The sequence below is a fragment of the Mesoflavibacter sp. genome, assembly GCF_964226795.1.
Taxonomy (GTDB): Bacteria; Bacteroidota; Bacteroidia; order Flavobacteriales; family Flavobacteriaceae; genus Mesoflavibacter; species Mesoflavibacter zeaxanthinifaciens.
On the sequence record NZ_CAXQQP010000005.1, the window covers coordinates 50,146 to 66,136 of the forward strand.

General features: G+C 30.2%; 18 protein-coding genes. 5 read left to right on the plus strand and 13 right to left on the minus strand.

The annotated features are described in order from the left end of the window. Positions 1-10: 10 nt before the first annotated feature. The 3 genes from ACEQT4_RS02585 to ACEQT4_RS02595 all read right to left on the minus strand — a co-directional run bounded on the left by ACEQT4_RS02585 (position 11) and on the right by ACEQT4_RS02595 (position 1,952). Positions 11-469: a hypothetical protein gene (locus ACEQT4_RS02585; RefSeq protein WP_370225869.1), complete on the minus strand. Its 459-nt coding sequence runs from the start codon at positions 467-469 to the stop codon at positions 11-13. 72 nt (positions 470-541) lie between these two features. Next, positions 542-898: a hypothetical protein gene (locus ACEQT4_RS02590; RefSeq protein ID WP_370225870.1), complete on the minus strand. Its 357-nt coding sequence runs from the start codon at positions 896-898 to the stop codon at positions 542-544. Positions 899-950: 52 nt separating this feature from the next. Next, entirely contained in the window at positions 951-1,952 is a 1,002-nt protein-coding gene (locus tag ACEQT4_RS02595; protein WP_370225871.1) for an NAD(P)H-dependent glycerol-3-phosphate dehydrogenase, read from the minus strand. Positions 1,953-2,082: 130 nt separating this feature from the next. Between ACEQT4_RS02595 and ACEQT4_RS02600 the strand changes: the two genes are divergently transcribed. After that, the gene (locus tag ACEQT4_RS02600; RefSeq protein WP_370225872.1) at positions 2,083-3,036 is read left to right on the plus strand and encodes a nicotinic acid mononucleotide adenyltransferase; all 954 of its coding nucleotides are present in this window, start codon (positions 2,083-2,085) and stop codon (positions 3,034-3,036) included. A 187-nt stretch (positions 3,037-3,223) separates the two neighbouring features. Here ACEQT4_RS02600 and ACEQT4_RS02605 read toward each other — a convergent pair whose 3' ends face one another. The 5 genes from ACEQT4_RS02605 to ACEQT4_RS02625 all read right to left on the minus strand — a co-directional run bounded on the left by ACEQT4_RS02605 (position 3,224) and on the right by ACEQT4_RS02625 (position 7,904). Continuing rightward, positions 3,224-3,661, minus strand: coding sequence for an OsmC family protein (locus tag ACEQT4_RS02605; protein WP_027879649.1), 438 nt, complete (start codon positions 3,659-3,661; stop codon positions 3,224-3,226). Between the two features lie 292 nt (positions 3,662-3,953). Next, on the minus strand, positions 3,954-5,732 hold the full coding sequence (locus ACEQT4_RS02610; RefSeq protein ID WP_370225874.1) for a WG repeat-containing protein: 1,779 nt from the start codon (positions 5,730-5,732) through the stop codon (positions 3,954-3,956). A 78-nt stretch (positions 5,733-5,810) separates the two neighbouring features. Further along, entirely contained in the window at positions 5,811-6,389 is a 579-nt protein-coding gene (gene nadD, locus ACEQT4_RS02615; RefSeq protein ID WP_027879647.1) for a nicotinate (nicotinamide) nucleotide adenylyltransferase, read from the minus strand. 52 nt (positions 6,390-6,441) lie between these two features. Further along, positions 6,442-7,029 (minus strand): guanylate kinase, encoded by a 588-nt coding sequence (gene gmk, locus ACEQT4_RS02620; RefSeq protein ID WP_370225875.1) that lies wholly within the window; start codon positions 7,027-7,029, stop codon positions 6,442-6,444. Between the two features lie 17 nt (positions 7,030-7,046). Then, positions 7,047-7,904 (minus strand): YicC/YloC family endoribonuclease, encoded by an 858-nt coding sequence (locus ACEQT4_RS02625; protein WP_370225877.1) that lies wholly within the window; start codon positions 7,902-7,904, stop codon positions 7,047-7,049. Positions 7,905-8,042: 138 nt separating this feature from the next. On the opposite strand from ACEQT4_RS02625, the gene ACEQT4_RS02630 reads away from it, so the two are divergent. Next, the gene (locus tag ACEQT4_RS02630) at positions 8,043-8,522 is read left to right on the plus strand and encodes an acyl-CoA thioesterase (protein ID WP_370225878.1); all 480 of its coding nucleotides are present in this window, start codon (positions 8,043-8,045) and stop codon (positions 8,520-8,522) included. Here ACEQT4_RS02630 and ACEQT4_RS02635 read toward each other — a convergent pair. Together ACEQT4_RS02635 and ACEQT4_RS02640 are read right to left on the minus strand one after the other, a co-directional pair. Then, positions 8,511-9,407 carry a DMT family transporter gene (locus tag ACEQT4_RS02635; protein ID WP_370225880.1) on the minus strand — a complete coding sequence of 299 codons (897 nt, stop codon included), beginning with the start codon at positions 9,405-9,407 and terminating at the stop codon, positions 8,511-8,513. The genes ACEQT4_RS02630 and ACEQT4_RS02635 overlap by 12 nt on opposite strands. After that, positions 9,400-9,753, minus strand: coding sequence for an arsenate reductase family protein (locus tag ACEQT4_RS02640; RefSeq protein WP_370225882.1), 354 nt, complete (start codon positions 9,751-9,753; stop codon positions 9,400-9,402). The genes ACEQT4_RS02635 and ACEQT4_RS02640 overlap by 8 nt, the downstream gene beginning before the upstream one ends. Positions 9,754-9,915: 162 nt before the next feature. Here ACEQT4_RS02640 and ACEQT4_RS02645 point away from each other — a divergent pair, with 162 nt between their 5' ends. After that, on the plus strand, positions 9,916-10,371 hold the full coding sequence (locus ACEQT4_RS02645; protein ID WP_027879641.1) for a DinB family protein: 456 nt from the start codon (positions 9,916-9,918) through the stop codon (positions 10,369-10,371). Here ACEQT4_RS02645 and ACEQT4_RS02650 read toward each other — a convergent pair. Beyond that, complete coding sequence (locus tag ACEQT4_RS02650; protein ID WP_370225884.1) at positions 10,368-11,096, minus strand: DUF3298 domain-containing protein; 729 nt, start codon at positions 11,094-11,096, stop codon at positions 10,368-10,370. The two genes, ACEQT4_RS02645 and ACEQT4_RS02650, sit on opposite strands and share 4 nt — an antisense overlap. A gap of 166 nt (positions 11,097-11,262) precedes the next feature. Here ACEQT4_RS02650 and ACEQT4_RS02655 point away from each other — a divergent pair, with 166 nt between their 5' ends. After that, complete coding sequence (locus ACEQT4_RS02655) at positions 11,263-12,402, plus strand: cystathionine gamma-synthase (protein WP_370225885.1); 1,140 nt, start codon at positions 11,263-11,265, stop codon at positions 12,400-12,402. A 70-nt stretch (positions 12,403-12,472) separates the two neighbouring features. Here ACEQT4_RS02655 and ACEQT4_RS02660 read toward each other — a convergent pair whose 3' ends face one another. Further along, positions 12,473-13,288: a hypothetical protein gene (locus tag ACEQT4_RS02660; RefSeq protein ID WP_027879638.1), complete on the minus strand. Its 816-nt coding sequence runs from the start codon at positions 13,286-13,288 to the stop codon at positions 12,473-12,475. Between the two features lie 226 nt (positions 13,289-13,514). On the opposite strand from ACEQT4_RS02660, the gene gdhA reads away from it, so the two are divergent. Then, a complete protein-coding gene (gene gdhA, locus ACEQT4_RS02665) occupies positions 13,515-14,858 on the plus strand; it encodes an NADP-specific glutamate dehydrogenase (protein WP_370225886.1) in 1,344 nt (447 codons plus the stop codon). A gap of 50 nt (positions 14,859-14,908) precedes the next feature. On the opposite strand, the gene ACEQT4_RS02670 is transcribed toward gdhA, so the two are convergent. Next, a complete protein-coding gene (locus ACEQT4_RS02670; protein ID WP_370225888.1) occupies positions 14,909-15,991 on the minus strand; it encodes a hypothetical protein in 1,083 nt (360 codons plus the stop codon).

Below are 15,991 nucleotides of genomic sequence, written 5' to 3' on the forward strand. Positions count from 1 at the left end.
TTTTATAGTTTTATTGCTTAATACATTGGTTTATAGTGTTAGTCCATTTTTGACCAACTTCTATCTCGCCGTTAATAAGTCTATTAACGTCAGTATTAAAAATATTAAAACCTACAATATCATTATTTACTATTTTAAAGTTTATAATAACGTCTGTTATTTGTTCGGTTGTTTTATTAATTCGTTTCTTTTTAATATCTAAAGCTGCACCTTCACAATTTTTTAAATCGACAATTTTGTGTGTAGATGAGTTAGATAATAAAGCTATTTTTTTATTTGTATCAATACCAAAAGATAGATGGTTAAAGATGTCTACTTTATTAATAGTTAGTCCATTATCTTGCGCAATGGTTTTAAATATTTGAGTTTTTTGTTGTGTTTTTTTCTTTTTAGAGATATACATTAAAAAGAAAGGAATACCGCAGCAAAGGGTAATCACAACACCTATAAGGGTATTTGCTGTATCCATTTGTTTTAATTTTTTAAATAAGAAAATGTGTTAAGATGTTATATCTTAATAAGTCTAGAATTTAAACAAATGCTATAGATGGGTATGAAAAGGGTAAGCTATATCTGTAGTTTTAAAGCTAACAGGAATAGCATTTAGGTAATGTAGTTTAAGATTACATTTTTTAGAGAAATAAGTTAAAAACTGTTTAAAGTTAAAATCTAAATCTTTATTTAGACTATTAGGGTAATCAACAAGGTTGACCTCTAAAAAAGTAATGTTTATAGGATCTGCTGTATTAGCAACAGTATTGTGTTTTACTGGCGAAGATACAGTTTCACTATTAGTTGAAACAATATTGGCTTGGTCACTAAAATTATAATTAATTGTAGTGGCATTTAAGCTTATTGTTACACTAAATAAAAGTAATATTTGTAAAAATTTCTTCACGAAGCAAATGTAAATTACCAACGATAATTAATTAACAAATAAAACGTTAATTTTAATTTAATTTATCAGTAAGTTTTTTAAACACTTTTTTAGGATCTTTACCTTCATATAAAATATCATAAACAGCATTTATAATAGGTAATTTGGTTTTCTTTTTATTCTTATCGTTTAGTAAATGAGCGCTCTTTGTAGCGTAGTAGCCTTCTGCAACCATATTCATTTCCATTTGTGCAGATTTTACAGTGTAGCCTTTACCAATCATGTTTCCAAACATACGATTACGAGAAAACGTAGAATAACCAGTAACCAATAAATCGCCTAAGTAAGCAGAGTTATTAATGTTACGTTTCATTTTATGCATTTTTTTAATAAAACGTTTCATTTCGCGTATAGCGTTACTCATCAACACACTTTGGAAGTTATCACCGTAACCTAAACCATGTGCTATACCAGCCGCAATAGCGTAAATATTTTTAAGCATTACTGCATATTCAGTCCCAATAACATCGTCGCTAGTTTTGGTTTTTATATAATCGCTAGATAAAGCATTGGCAATAATTTGTGCTTTTTTCTGGTCTGCGCAAGAAATTGTTAAGTAAGATAAACGCTCTAAAGCAACTTCTTCTGCGTGACAAGGACCTGCAATAACGCCAATATTTTCAAAAGGAATTTTATAATTATCATGAAAATGCTCTCCAACCAATAAACCAGTTTCTGGTATAATTCCTTTTACTGCCGAGACTACAATTTTATCAGTAATATCTGCAGTTAGTTTTTTTAATTCAGAATGAATAAATGCCGAAGGAATTACAAAAATTAAAACATCTGCATAGTTAGCAATTTCATCAATATCATTGCTAAGTTTTAGTTGTTCTAAATGAAACTCGACAGAACTTAAATAATTCGGGTTATGTTGTTCTCTAAGAATATGTTCTTTGGTATAAACACTGCGCATGTACCAACCAACTTCTTCTAAGTTTTCACAAAGCATTTTTACGATAGCGGTTGCCCAGCTTCCTGATCCAAAAACAGCATATTTTAATGGTTGACTCATAATTTCATTTAAATTCTAGGTCAAAAATACGTAAAATTAAAGACTTCAATTCATATTGAAAATCAATCACTTTTAATTTTTGGCACGCCTTTTGAAAATTAATTTATATCAATCCTTAAAACGACACATTATGAAGACGATAAAATTACTTTCAGGTTTTGCTTTAATAGCATTATTATTTACATCGTGTTATACAGAAGTTATCGTAGATGATTATGCTTATGATAATTATCAAGAACCAATAACGGTTAATCAATTACTAAACTCTTACGAGTTGTGGTACGTAGACATTAACGAAACTATTGGTTATGGTGAGACACCTTTTTTACAAATGGCTTTTACTGTATCTTTTAGAAACGGAAACTTATTTGCTAATAATAATTTAGTTGGTATTGGTAGTCAAGGTAACGGTTATGGTATACAAATAGGCTACTATAATGCTTACGATATGATTTTGGATATAGATCATGATATTGATGGTTATGATAGTTTTGATGTATACCAAATAGATCATAATACTATTGAATTGTATAATCCATTTAATGATACGTCATATTTTTTACATGGTTATCAACGTTCAAATTTTGATTACGATTATGTGTTTTATGATAATATACAATACTTTTTACAAGAATATGAAGCTTGGGAAAAAACATACACAAGTAACTTTGGTGCTTTAAACGAATTTGATAACGAAAACTTCCTTCAGTTTTTATCTGGCGGAAATGATAACAACTTTAGAAGTTCTCAAGATCCTGAAGGAACAAATCCAAACAATATATATTGGGATTATTCTGGATTGTATGGTGTTAATGATGTTAACGGAAATATGTACCTAAAAACACTAACCTTAGATTATGATTATTTTGATAATGAGTTTTTTGAGTTAAGCATTGTAAACGATCAAAGAGTAGAATTATATCACCCAAGTTCTGGTACGGTTTATGAGTTTACAGGAAGAGGTTATATACAATATTTAAAAGTTGGACAAACAACAGACAGAAGTAAAACATCTGGAGAGAAAAAACGTAAACAGCACACCAGAAAAAAAGATAACCCTAGAGAAAATACTAGAGAAAAATAAACCCTAGTTAGTGAGTAATTTTTGAGAATTAGTTTAGTTAGTTTAAGACCGCTTGAAGTTAATTTTAAGCGGTTTTTTTAATAACAAAGATTAAATAAAAAGAATATTTAATAAGCGAATTAGAGGTTTTAATACTAAAAAAGCCAACCCTAAAAGGTTGGCTTTTTTATGTGATAAACATTTAATCTTAACTTTCAAAAGTGATGTTTAGGCTAATATCTACACTGCTTAAAGCTTTACTTACTGGGCAACCTTTTTTAGCGCCTTCTGCAAGTTCTTTAAATTTAGCTTCGTCCATTCCATCTACTTTACCTGTTAGGTCCAATTGTATATGTGTAAAGGCAAAACCACCATCTTGTTGCTCTACAGTAATAGTAGCATCTACATCTAATTTATTAGCTTCAAAACCGGCTTCTTGTATAGCAAAACTAAGCGCCATAGCAAAACAACCAGCATGTCCTGCTGCAATTAGCTCTTCTGGGTTTGTACCAGCTTTACCGTCTTCGTTTTCAAAACGCGCTTTAAAGTTATAAGGTGTATTGTCTAAAACACCACTTGGACCATTTAAAAATCCTTTACCGTCTTTACCTGTACCTTGCCAAATGGCTGTTGCTTTTCTCTTCATAAAATAATTTAATTTTTGGTTTACTCTAAAATTAAAGCTTTTACTAAAGAAATAGGGTTAAGGAAATTGTAAATGTTTTGGGAAGTTTCGTTTAACGGTCTTGTGTATGGAACGTAGCGTGAAAAAGACGCTAACTTTTCGGATTAACACAGAGCCGAATTTTTATATTTTGTTTTTAACTTATCAATCTTAAAAGCCAAGTCTAAAAATTTGGCGGACTTAGCAAATAAACATAAACCTCTAGGAAAGCCTATATTAGCTATGTTTTATACACGTTGTTAGCAACTGGGCTTTATCGGTAATTTAATATATAACTAAATTTTTTATCAATTACTTTCGCGCTTACCTTTTGTTCTAAAACTTTCCCTTTAATATCAGTTGAGAAATATTTTCCATTCTTTTTTAAATAAATAGTGTCCAATTCTTTATTTGTCAGATATGGCCATTCCCATAAAATTTGTTCGTATTCTATTGGATTAATTATTTCGTTTTTCCAATTGATTGTTCCAAATAAACTGTTTTTTTTAACTTTGATTAGTTTAGAGTTATCTACTAAAATTTCGTCATAAATAGGTGGAATTACTATTTTTCCTTCCCTACTAATTAATCCTTTCTTTTTGTTCTTTGTTACAAAATGTTCGTCTGGACCATATTCCACCCAATTAGATATTTCATTATATTCTATTGGAATAATTATATTTTCATTAATATCTATTATCCCAAAAAGACTATTTTTTTTGACAATAAACCTATTGGTTTCATCATAAAAGCAAGGTGATATTTCTTGGTAAATAGAAGGGATTTTTAATTGCCCTTTTAAGTCTGCTAAACCTACATTACCATCTTTTTCAAGTATTAAAAGGTTGCACCATTGTTTTCTTTCATTACAAGTTATTGAGTTATATTCGAAAGGAATAATAGTTTCGGCAAATGAGTTAATAACACCAAATTTGCCATTCATTTTTGCTATCGTAAAATCTTGATATTTAAAATTTGATAATTGCTCATATTTAAAAGGTATAATTATTTCTCCTTTTGCGTTTATAGCTCCAAATTTCCCATTCTCTTTGTAGATGTAATATTTTTGTTGATTTTCTCCTCGTTTAAGTCTATCCCAAACAATTTCATTGTATTTGTTTTCGAGAAGAATGTCTCCATTGGAATCAAGTAATCCATACTTTCCCGAATCATTGGTTAAAAATTCGGAAAATATATTTGAGTATATCGCTGGATGTTCGATTAGGTCATATTTTAAAGGAATTATTAAGGTTCCTAAACTATCAATAATTCCATATTTTCCATTTTTAGATACTATCGCTAAATTGTTTTGAAAAGGTTCTGCAATGTCAAATTTCCCAAAAGGAACTATAGTTTTAAAATTTGAATTGATATATCCAAGTTGACCGTTTTTTTCAACTCGACATAATCCCTTTTTAAAATATGTGTTAGTCCTATCGTTATATGAAACCTCTGTGATTTTGTCATATTCAAAATCAGTAAGTCTTTTACCATCACAAGAGAAAAACGCCCATTTTCCATTTTTCATTGCGCATACGAGTTCGTCCCCTTTATTATCTCTTACTTTCTCAAACTCAATTGGAACTATTATTTTACCTGTTTTATCTATAAACCCATATTTATTATTTTTACGGACTCTAGCTAAACCACACTTATAAAAATGACTTTCGTTTTCATATTCAAATGGTATTACGACTTTCCCTTTTCTGTCAATAAATCCGTGTTTCCCATTTAATTCTGCTGGTGCAAGTCCATTTGAAAATACACTCAAATCATCATATTTAAATGGAATTAAAGTGTCCTGAGTAATATTTATATAACCACTTTTTCCATTGTTATGAGCGAGTATCATCCCTTCCTCGTCAATTGGATTAAGAAATTTATATTTATGAAGAGGTATAATTGTATCTCCTTTTTGGTTTACAAATCCCCAAGTTTTATTTCCGCTAATTCGTTTGTAGGTTTGAGGTTCGGCTGAATCTAATTCCGCCTTATTTGGTTTGCAAGAAATCAGAAGCAAACTGATAAGTAATATGTGTAAAAATGTTTTCAATGTTTGTCTTGCCTTGTTGCTAACGATTGTTAAACGAAGTTAGCAGAAAAATTTAATAAAGCCAAGCGATGCTTCATTCTACTTATAAAAATTCATTTCATCTAAATAAGCCCAAACGTTTTCTGGTAGTAAAGGTTTAACGTTTTTGCCTTCTTTTATTGCTTTTCTAACCATAGTAGAAGATAGTTCTATAATTGGTGCATCTACACGTGTTATTTTTGGGTGATTATTAAATTGTGTGTCTATTTTACCTTCACTAATACGTGGGTACACATAAATGGAGTGATACTCTAAAATAGTTTGGTAGTTTTTCCACTTATGGAAGCTTTTTAAATTATCCTCGCCCATGATTAAGGCAAAATCGTGTTTAGGATATTTTTCGGTTAAATGGACTAAAGTGTTAACGGTATAGTTAGGTTGCGGTAAGTTAAACTCGATATCACTTTCTTTTAACGTATCATAGTCTTTCGTGGCTAGATAGACCATTTCTAAGCGCTGGTAATTGTCTAAAAGTGTACTTTTCTTTTTAAATGGATTGTGTGGCGTTACTACAAACCAGATTTGGTCTAAATCGCTGTTTTCTACCAATTGGTTGGCTATAATTAAATGCCCAATATGTATTGGGTTAAAGGATCCAAAGTATAAACCTATTTTCATAGTTTAGTTAAAAAAGAGACAATTTATTACGCTCAGTTTTATAAATTATTTTTTATGATTTTACAAAAGTACCAACTAAATTTTCTGCTTCCGCTAATGCTTTATCTAGGTTGTCGTTTTCTATGATAATATCAAAAAGTGGTGCTGTTGCAAGCTCTGCGCTGGCTTTAGCAATACGCATATTTATCTTGTCTTCGCTTTCTGTTTTACGTTTTTTTAGTCGTATTTTAAGCTCGTCTATGCTTGGTGGTTTTACAAAAACAGCAAGTGTTTGCTCCGGGAATTTTCTTTTAATACGCAATCCGCCAGATACGTCTATATCAAAAATGACGTTTTTGCCTAATGCCCAAAGTCGCTCGACTTCACTTTTTAAAGTTCCATAAAAATTATCGCGGTAAACTTCTTCCCATTCTAAAAAATCGTCGTCTTTTATATGTTGTTTAAAGTCTTTTAAAGATAAAAAGTAATAGTCTTTACCATGCTCTTCTGTACCACGTTTTTTTCTTGATGTAGCAGAAATTGAGAAGGCTAAATTTAAATTATCGTCTTTAAGTAAATGTCTTACAATGGTTGTTTTACCTGAGCCAGATGGTGCAGAAAAAACAATTAATTTACCTTGTTTTGTGTTGTCTTTGTCCAATAGATTATGCTTTTATTTTAAAGAACGTTAAGTAATTGTTCTTTAATTTTTTCAAGTTCGTCTTTCATTTGTACGACCAATTGTTGCATTGGTGCGTAGTTGCTTTTAGAACCAATAGTGTTTATTTCTCTACCAATTTCTTGGCTTATAAATCCTAATTTTTTACCGTTGCTATCTGAGCTATTAATACTTTCTGTAAAGTAGTTTAAGTGATTGTTTAAGCGTACTTTTTCTTCAGTAATATCAAACTTTTCTATGTAGTAAACTAGTTCTTGTTCAAAACGATTTTCGTCGTACTTTTCTTTAAGTTCTTCAACGCCTTTTTTTAGTCGTTCTCTAACACATTCAATACGTTCTGGATCTATAGCTATTACTTGATCTAACAAGTCTGCAATATTTTTTATACGTACATTAAAATCTGCTTCTAACACTTTTCCTTCGTCTAAACGGTGCTGGTTTAAAGCGTTAATTGCTTGGGTAATTTCAGTTTGTATTTGCGTCCATTCGTTTTCGTCAATTTCTTCTCTAACCGTATTTAAGGCATCAGGAAAACGAACCGCCATTTTTAGTAATTCGGTATCATCACCATCAACAACATCTTTTAATTGTTGCATGTATTGTTTAACAACTGGCGTGTTAATTTGCGTAGATGTATCGTCTGCAGTAGTTTCTACATAAATAGAAAAATCTACCTTACCACGCACTAATTGATTAGCAATTTGCTTTCTAATTTCAAGCTCTTTTTCTCTGTAAATAGAAGGCATGCGCGCATTCAAATCTAGGTTTTTGCTGTTAAGAGATTTTAGCTCGATTGTAATTTTTTTTGTTGGCAACTGTAGTACAGATTTACCGTAACCTGTCATTGAATATATCATAAACAAAATGAATTTATTAAGCGCAAAGGTAAGTAAAATGTTAACGCCTAAGAAATACAATTTTAACAGCTTATTTAGATTATTTATTATGCACGCACAGTAAATAATTGTAGTTTTGATGTTTTAAATTTTTTAAAGATGTACAAAAAACAGTTTGAGATTAGGTGGAGTGATATTGATGCTAACAGACATTTAGCTAACTCTGCATATATAAATTTTATGAGTCATACACGTACAGCGTTTTTACATGAACACGGTTTTTCTTTATCAGAATTGGTAAAAGAAGGTCTTGGTCCTGTGGTTTTTCATGAGCATGTACATTATTTTAAAGAAACCTTTTTAGGTTATCCAGTAACAGTAACTCTTGAAGTATCTGGTTTAAGCGAAGACGGAATGTTCTTTAAATTTGATCATAATTTTTACAATCATAAAGGTGAAAATCTTGCTTTTTGTGAAATTTTTGGAGCTTGGATAGACTTAAACTCTAGAAAATTAACTAATCTACCGGACGATTTATTAAAGCTGACAAGTAGTTTTCCTAAAACTGAAGATTTTAAAATCTTAACAAAAGAAGACACCAGAAAACATAACAGAACACCAAGAAACCTAAGCTTGTAGTTTAGGTTTTTTGGTAACTAAATACACACCTAAAAAGATTAAAGCCGATGCTAAAATCTTAACGACTGTAACTGCATCGCTTCCCATAATAATTGCAAAAATACCAGCAATTAAAGGTTGCAAATAAATAAATACGGTTACTGTAGATGCGCGCAAATGTCTTAGCGCTAAAGGATTTAATAGGTATGTTCCAAATGTAGCACCTACAACTACAAAAATTACCGAAAACCAAATGTAAGGTGTAAACGTAGAGGTATCTACCAAAGTTAAATCTGAATATCCAAACGGTAATACCATAAAAAAACCAAACAAAAACAACCATTTAATAAATGTAAACGGATGGTATTTTTCTGTTAAACGCTTTATTATTATAATATATATACTGTAAGATAACGCATTAATTAGCACCATAATATTTCCTAATAACACATTGTCTCCTGGATTTGGTGATTTACCATAAACTGTTAATATCGCAGCACCAGTAAATCCAAAAATAACACCTAAAACTTTTAGTTTTGTTATCTTTTCATTTAAGTAAAAAGAAGATAGTATTAATACGATAATAGGACTGGTAATCATTATTACCGATGCGTGTATGGGTGTTGTAAGTTCTAGCCCTTTAAAGAAAAATAACATATTAACAACAACTCCAAATATGGATGCAAGAAAAAAAGTTTTAAAATCTTTACGTTCTATTTTTTCTTTTGGAGCAAAAAGGCTGACAACCCAAAATAGAATAGCTGCTCCACCAACGCGTAATGCAATAAAACCAAACGGCTTTATGTAACCGTTAGCCATTACGTCTTTTGCAAAAGTAAAGGTTAATCCATACAATAATTGTACTATAAACGCAGCAATTAAAGCAAATATTCTTAGTTTATTCATTTAGTGCTTCTTTGGCTGCTTCTACAGTTTTTTTACTACTACCAACAAAAATTTTGTCGTTAATTACAATAACTGGTCGGCTTAAAAAAGTATAGTGTTCAAGTAAATAATGTTTAAAATCTTTTTCGGTTAGATTTTGGTCCTTTAAGCCCATGTCTTTGTATAACTTAGCACGTTTACTAAACAAAGCTTCGTAACTTCCTGCTAATTTTGCTAACTCATCAACTTGTTTTGCTGTTAATGGTTCACTTTTTATTTCCTGAAATTTAAAGTCGTCACTTAAATTCAACTCGTTAATAATTCTTGTGCATGTGTTACAAGTTTTAAGGAAGTAAACGTTTTTCATGATGTTACATTTTTGGCAAATTTCGATTTTTTTTGCAAAAGTTTAATGCTTTTTCTGGCAAAACTTCTGCGAAAGCACAATACCCAACATTTTTTTTAAAAATTGAAGTGAAATTAGTTTTAAATAGCATAAATATTTAATTTTATTGAAAATTGAAATACTATGGATTTTGCATTTGATACTACTTTAAAAAGTAGAAAATTTTTAAAAGATTTACTTGAAAATTTAACTTTAGAACAACTTAATAAAGTTCCTGAAGGCTTTAATAATAATATTATTTGGAATGTAGCTCATACTATTGTAACCCAACAATTATTAGTCTACAATTTATCTGCAATACCTATGATTATAAGTGATGAGTTGGTTGAAATGTATCGAAAAGGTACAAAGGTAGAACGTGATGTAACCCAAGCAGAAGTAGATTTAATTAAAGGTTTATTGTTTAGTACTATTGAAAAAACAAAGGAAGATTATGAAAACAGAATTTTTCAAACCTATCATGAATATACAGTAACTACTAAAAGTACTTTAACCAATGTTGATGAGGCTATTGCGTTTAACAATTTTCATGAAGGAATCCATTTAGGTTATGTTTTGGCTTTAAAACGCTGTATTTAAAATTTTAAATAAGAATTTGCTACCACGTATGGTATTGTAAACTCAACAGGCTCTTTACTTAGTGCGCCAAATTCAAAATTGTTGTAAAAGATAATAATACCTTCTTCATTAAACCCGATAGTTTTAGGTAGCTTAAAATCTAAATTTTGAGATTGTAAACCGTTATGAACGGTCATTAACTCTTTATCATAATATTTTTTAACTAATGCTTTAAACCCATTTAAATCGTTAATTAAATCTTTGGTTTTTAATTCTTTTCCAGTTGCTGGATCAAAATTAAAAAACTTAAAAATCAAGTTGCTGTTAGCTTCTCCGGTTTGTACATTTCCATTCATGGCAATGCAGATAATAAATTCGTTTTGAAAAGAAATTTCTCCATCAATAAACGCTTCCCATTTAGGGAAGTCTTTAGCGACATCTTCAGTAAAAAGTGTTGTAAAACCTATGTAAGAGGCATTAAAAGCTGTAATGCTTTGGTCTATAGTTAGTTTTTTTTCTTTAGCACTATCTACATTTAAAATATCGCAAGCAAAATTATTAAGTGATGTATTTATGTTTTTAGCAACATTAGAGTCTCCTTTTGCTTTAGGCATGACAATGTCCACAAAAGTTTCTTTTTCTTTAGAAATATGAATTTCTGAAAACGATAATGTCTTTTCTTTTTCACAAGAAAAAAAGCCTATAAAACACAAAAAAAGTAGATAAAAAGTCTTGAAATTATTCATACTGTTAAACATAAACTAAAGCTAATAATGAAGTTTGAATACAACGAATTAAACGTTATTTTTGTTGCAATAATTACAAATTAAGTTGAAAAACATCTGCCTTGCATTCAAAAATAAGAATTATAAATTTTTAGATGATTATTTCAACTTTAAAAACTAAATAAACATGAAATTTAACACAAAAACGATACATGGTGGACAAAAACATGACCCAGCTTATGGTGCTGTAATGCCTCCAATTTATCAGACTTCAACATACGCACAATCTACACCTGGTGGACACAAAGGTTTTGAGTACTCAAGGACACACAACCCAACACGCCAAGCTTTAGAAAACGCTTTTGCTAGTATAGAAAATGGTGAGTATGGATTAGCTTTTGGATCTGGTCTTGCTGCTATTGACGCGGTAATGAAACTTTTAAAGCCAGGTGATGAGGTAATAAGTACAAACGATTTATACGGCGGAACGTATAGATTATTTACCAGTATATTTAAGAATTTTGGAATTAAATTCAACTTTATTGGTATGCAAAACGCAAGTAATATAGAGGATTATATTACAGAAAACACAAAAATTATTTGGGTAGAAACGCCAACTAACCCAATGATGAATATTATAGATATTAAAGCAACTACAGAGATTGCTAAAAAACATAATGTGCTTTTAGCAGTAGATAACACGTTTGCTACACCTTATTTACAACAACCTTTAGATCTTGGGGCTGATTTGGTAATGCACTCTGCAACAAAATATATAGGTGGACATAGCGATTTAGTTATGGGAGCACTTATAGTAAAAGATAAAGAGTTAGCAGATAAATTATATTTTATACAAAATGCAAGTGGAGCCGTTTGTGGACCACAAGATTCCTTTTTAGCGCTTCGCGGAATTAAAACGTTACACGTAAGAATGCAACGTCACTGTGAAAACGGAAGAGCTGTTGCAGAATATTTAGCATCTCATCCAAAAATTGAAAAGGTATATTGGCCAGGTTTTGAAAGTCATCCAAACCATGAAATTGCAAAAGCGCAAATGAAAGATTTTGGAGGTATGATAAGTTTTGTTACTAAAGGAAACGACTACAATGAAGCTATTAAAATTGTTGAGAATCTTAAAGTATTTACGTTAGCAGAATCCTTAGGTGGTGTAGAATCTTTATGTGGTCATCCTGCAAGTATGACACATGCAAGCATACCAAAAGAAGAGCGCGAAAAAACAGGAGTAGTAGACTCTTTAATTAGGTTAAGTGTAGGTATTGAAGATGAAGAAGACTTAATAAACGATTTAAAACAAGCTATAGGATAAGAGTAATTATCTTTATAAAAAAAGCCAACTTAATTAGTTGGCTTTTTTTATGATATATTTTGTTTGTTTTTTAATCTAAATAGTAGATATAACCAAAGTTTAACCATACTAACCAATCGTTATACTTGTTAGAGTTTAGGTCGTGATTTAAACCATCAATCCAATCGTTAAAATAGTATTGACCACGAAGGTCTAACATTAAATCAGAAACCATAGTTAGTTTATACCTAACGCCAATACTAGAAACAACAGACCACGTGCTACCAGAAGAAGGATCTACAGGTTTAGGGAAATCTGCATCTAAATTAGGGTTAGTAGCGTACCAAGGGGAATAAAAGTTATTCATATTAGTTACACTTTGGTCCCCGTAATTTGTATATACTTTAGGGTTATAAGATACGTAATGAGCGCCAAGACTTACAAAAGGAGCAAACTTATAACCAAAAGCTTGAAAAGAACGAATACTTAAAGGAAAGTATTCTAATTGCATACCAATATCTAAGTTATTTGCCTCACCAGTATGAGCTCTAAGTTTTTGAGCTTCAACACTATTTCTGTAAGGTTGTACCCATTCACCTAAATGATTTAATTTAGTTTTATTCCAAGAAATTTCTGTTCTAAGTTTAAAGTGATCATTAAAAAAATTGTCTGTAGTGTAACAGTTACAATCTGCACGATAAGCAAAGTTTATGTAGTGTACTAATCCAATTCCAATACCAGAGTTGCCAGTGTTAGTTTCGGGATCTAAACGTTCTCCAAAATCAGATTTAAAGGCAACAGGACCAGTAATGACACCAATTTCGTGTGAGAAGCCTAACTGAGAAAATGCGGTAGTACTAGTTAAGATAACTAATAAAAACAGTGTTAATTGTTTATGGTTAAGCATAATAAGGCTTTTATTTTAGAGGCTAAATATCCAACAAATATATGAAATCACGATTAACATACAAATAATAAGGATAAAATGAACTAAATATAATTATTTCTTAAAATAAGAAACTTACTAAAACGTTTGCGAAATTTTAAAAATGTGACGTAAATACTTAAAGATAATGTATATTTGCAGTGCAATTTGGCACTTAAAATAAAAGAGTCATAATTTTATTGTAATAATGAAACAAAAAATAGAAGCATTTTTAGATCAAGTAAAAGCAAATAATGGTCATGAACCAGAATTTTTACAAGCTGTACACGAAGTTGCAGAGACTGTAATTCCGTTTATAGAAGAGAACCCAAAGTATCAAGATAAGTTATTGTTAGAGCGTATGGTAGAGCCAGAGCGTACAATAATCTTTAGAGTTCCATGGGTTGATGATAAAGGACAGCCACAAGTAAATAGAGGTTACCGTGTAGAGTTTAACTCGGCAATAGGTCCATACAAAGGTGGTTTACGTTTTCATCCTTCTGTAAACTTAAGTATTTTAAAGTTTTTAGGGTTTGAACAAGTTTTTAAAAACTCTTTAACGACTTTACCAATGGGTGGAGGAAAAGGAGGAAGTGACTTTAACCCAAAAGGTAAAAGTGATAACGAAGTAATGCGTTTTTGCCAGTCCTACATGTCTGAATTATACAGACATATTGGACCAAATACAGATGTTCCTGCAGGAGATATTGGTGTAGGAGCAAGAGAAATAGGTTATATGTTTGGTCAATATAAAAGATTAAAAAACGAATTTACAGGAGTATTAACTGGTAAAGGATTATCATACGGAGGATCATTAATTAGACCAGAAGCAACAGGTTATGGTTGTGTATATTTTGCAAAAAATATGCTAGCAACTAAAAACGATTCTTTTGAAGGTAAAACAGTTGTTATTTCTGGATCTGGTAACGTTGCTCAATATGCTTGCGAAAAAGCAACGCAATTAGGAGGTAAAGTAGTAACAATGTCTGATTCTTCTGGGTATATCCATGATAAAGATGGTATAAATGAAGAAAAATTAGCATTTATTATGGAGCTTAAAAATGTTAAACGTGGACGTATCCACGAGTATACAGAAAAGTATCCGTCTGCTACCTTCCATGAAGGAGAAAGACCTTGGTCTGTAAACTGTGATGTGGCTATGCCATGTGCTACACAAAATGAGTTAAATAAAGAAGAAGCTGAAGCTTTAGTTAATAATAATGTAATAGCAGTTGCAGAAGGTGCAAATATGCCAACTACTCCAGAAGCTATTGAAGTGTTACAAAAAGCAAAAGTATTATTCTCTCCTGGAAAAGCATCTAACGCTGGTGGAGTAGCAACTTCAGGTTTAGAAATGAGTCAAAACTCTTTAAGATACAATTGGACTAGAGAAGAGGTAGATGCTAAATTAAATCAAATTATGGATGATATTCATGCATCTTGTGTAGAATATGGTAAAAATGATGATGGTACCGTAGACTACGTAAAAGGAGCTAATATTGCTGGTTTTGTTAAGGTGGCAGACGCTATGTTAGCACAAGGTTTGGTGTAAATTAAATATCACATAACTAATAAATAAAAACCGCCTATAAGGCGGTTTTTTTATTTTAAGTCAGCTTTACCAAGGTAATTTATATTTCTTTCAACCAATTCTAAAATAACAATATCAGGGTTATTATTTTCAATATCTCTTTTATTGATTTTAAAGTTTCTTATGTATATAGCATCTTCAAAGGTTTCGTTAAAAAAAGGTATTAGAGCATTAGAAAAAGAATCTCTATAAAGTATTAACTTATAATCTTTACTTTCATTTTTAAAATGAAGAAATTTCTGGTCATCTGATAAAACTTCTATTTTGGAAGGTGTCTTTTTTTCGAAATTTATAACTTCTGTTTTTTCTTTAATGTTTACCATTTGAGTATTGTCTCCTAAAACTTTGAAATCTGTAGAAACTTTATAATCCTTAAGTTCTAGTTTTTGAATGGATATATCTTTTTTGATATAATCTATAATGTGTTGATAAGCTATAAAAGCCCCTAAATCATTCCAATGAGAATCTGTTTTGTAATATAATTGGTTTTCTTTTTTTTCTTTTAGTAAAACAGAATGTAAATCTATTAATTGAGCTGTTGAGTTTTTTTCTAACTCTCTTTTTAAGTGACTATAAAGAGTTTCTTTTTTCTCTAATTGAAATGGTAAATATTCAGAATAAATACTATGTTTATTAGGCGGAAATATAACATAGAATTTTATGTTTTTTGAATTTAGATATTGATTGATTCTGTTTAAGTAATTAATAATTTCTTTTGTTTTATTGTCACCAGTCATCCCAAAAGAATTATAAAAAACATTATTATAATGATTGCCTAAAAAATACCAACCATCTTTGCCTGTTAAATTATAATTTGGTAAAGGTTCTTCTTTTAAAATAGTTTCTTTAAAATTGATGTATTGATTAACAGTTGTTTTTTTAAGACCAAAATTGCCTAAGTAATAACTTTTAAAATTGGATAGACTTTGTATAGGTTTTTTTATATCAATTTTAGGAAATTCTTTAAACTTTAAATTTTCGTTATCACCAATTTTAGATTCCACTCCAAAAATTAAAACTAAATTAGGTACAATTAATAACAGTAAAAATACTGCTATAAAAAGTTTATTTTTTATGTTATAGATATTATTCAT

Excerpts from the sequence above, each read along its gene's own strand:
- ACEQT4_RS02585 (WP_370225869.1), bottom strand. The coding sequence starts at position 469 with ATGGATACAGCAAATACCCTTATAGGTGTTGTGATTACCCTTTGCTGC.
- ACEQT4_RS02595 (WP_370225871.1), bottom strand. The coding sequence starts at position 1,952 with ATGAGTCAACCATTAAAATATGCTGTTTTTGGATCAGGAAGCTGGGCA.
- ACEQT4_RS02600 (WP_370225872.1), top strand. The coding sequence starts at position 2,083 with ATGAAGACGATAAAATTACTTTCAGGTTTTGCTTTAATAGCATTATTA.
- ACEQT4_RS02605 (WP_027879649.1), bottom strand. The coding sequence starts at position 3,661 with ATGAAGAGAAAAGCAACAGCCATTTGGCAAGGTACAGGTAAAGACGGT.
- nadD (WP_027879647.1), bottom strand. The coding sequence starts at position 6,389 with ATGAAAATAGGTTTATACTTTGGATCCTTTAACCCAATACATATTGGG.
- ACEQT4_RS02625 (WP_370225877.1), bottom strand. The coding sequence starts at position 7,904 with ATGATATATTCAATGACAGGTTACGGTAAATCTGTACTACAGTTGCCA.
- ACEQT4_RS02630 (WP_370225878.1), top strand. The coding sequence starts at position 8,043 with ATGTACAAAAAACAGTTTGAGATTAGGTGGAGTGATATTGATGCTAAC.
- ACEQT4_RS02635 (WP_370225880.1), bottom strand. The coding sequence starts at position 9,407 with ATGAATAAACTAAGAATATTTGCTTTAATTGCTGCGTTTATAGTACAA.
- ACEQT4_RS02640 (WP_370225882.1), bottom strand. The coding sequence starts at position 9,753 with ATGAAAAACGTTTACTTCCTTAAAACTTGTAACACATGCACAAGAATT.
- ACEQT4_RS02645 (WP_027879641.1), top strand. The coding sequence starts at position 9,916 with ATGGATTTTGCATTTGATACTACTTTAAAAAGTAGAAAATTTTTAAAA.
- ACEQT4_RS02650 (WP_370225884.1), bottom strand. The coding sequence starts at position 11,096 with ATGAATAATTTCAAGACTTTTTATCTACTTTTTTTGTGTTTTATAGGC.
- ACEQT4_RS02655 (WP_370225885.1), top strand. The coding sequence starts at position 11,263 with ATGAAATTTAACACAAAAACGATACATGGTGGACAAAAACATGACCCA.
- ACEQT4_RS02660 (WP_027879638.1), bottom strand. The coding sequence starts at position 13,288 with ATGCTTAACCATAAACAATTAACACTGTTTTTATTAGTTATCTTAACT.
- gdhA (WP_370225886.1), top strand. The coding sequence starts at position 13,515 with ATGAAACAAAAAATAGAAGCATTTTTAGATCAAGTAAAAGCAAATAAT.
- ACEQT4_RS02670 (WP_370225888.1), bottom strand. The coding sequence starts at position 15,991 with ATGAATAATATCTATAACATAAAAAATAAACTTTTTATAGCAGTATTT.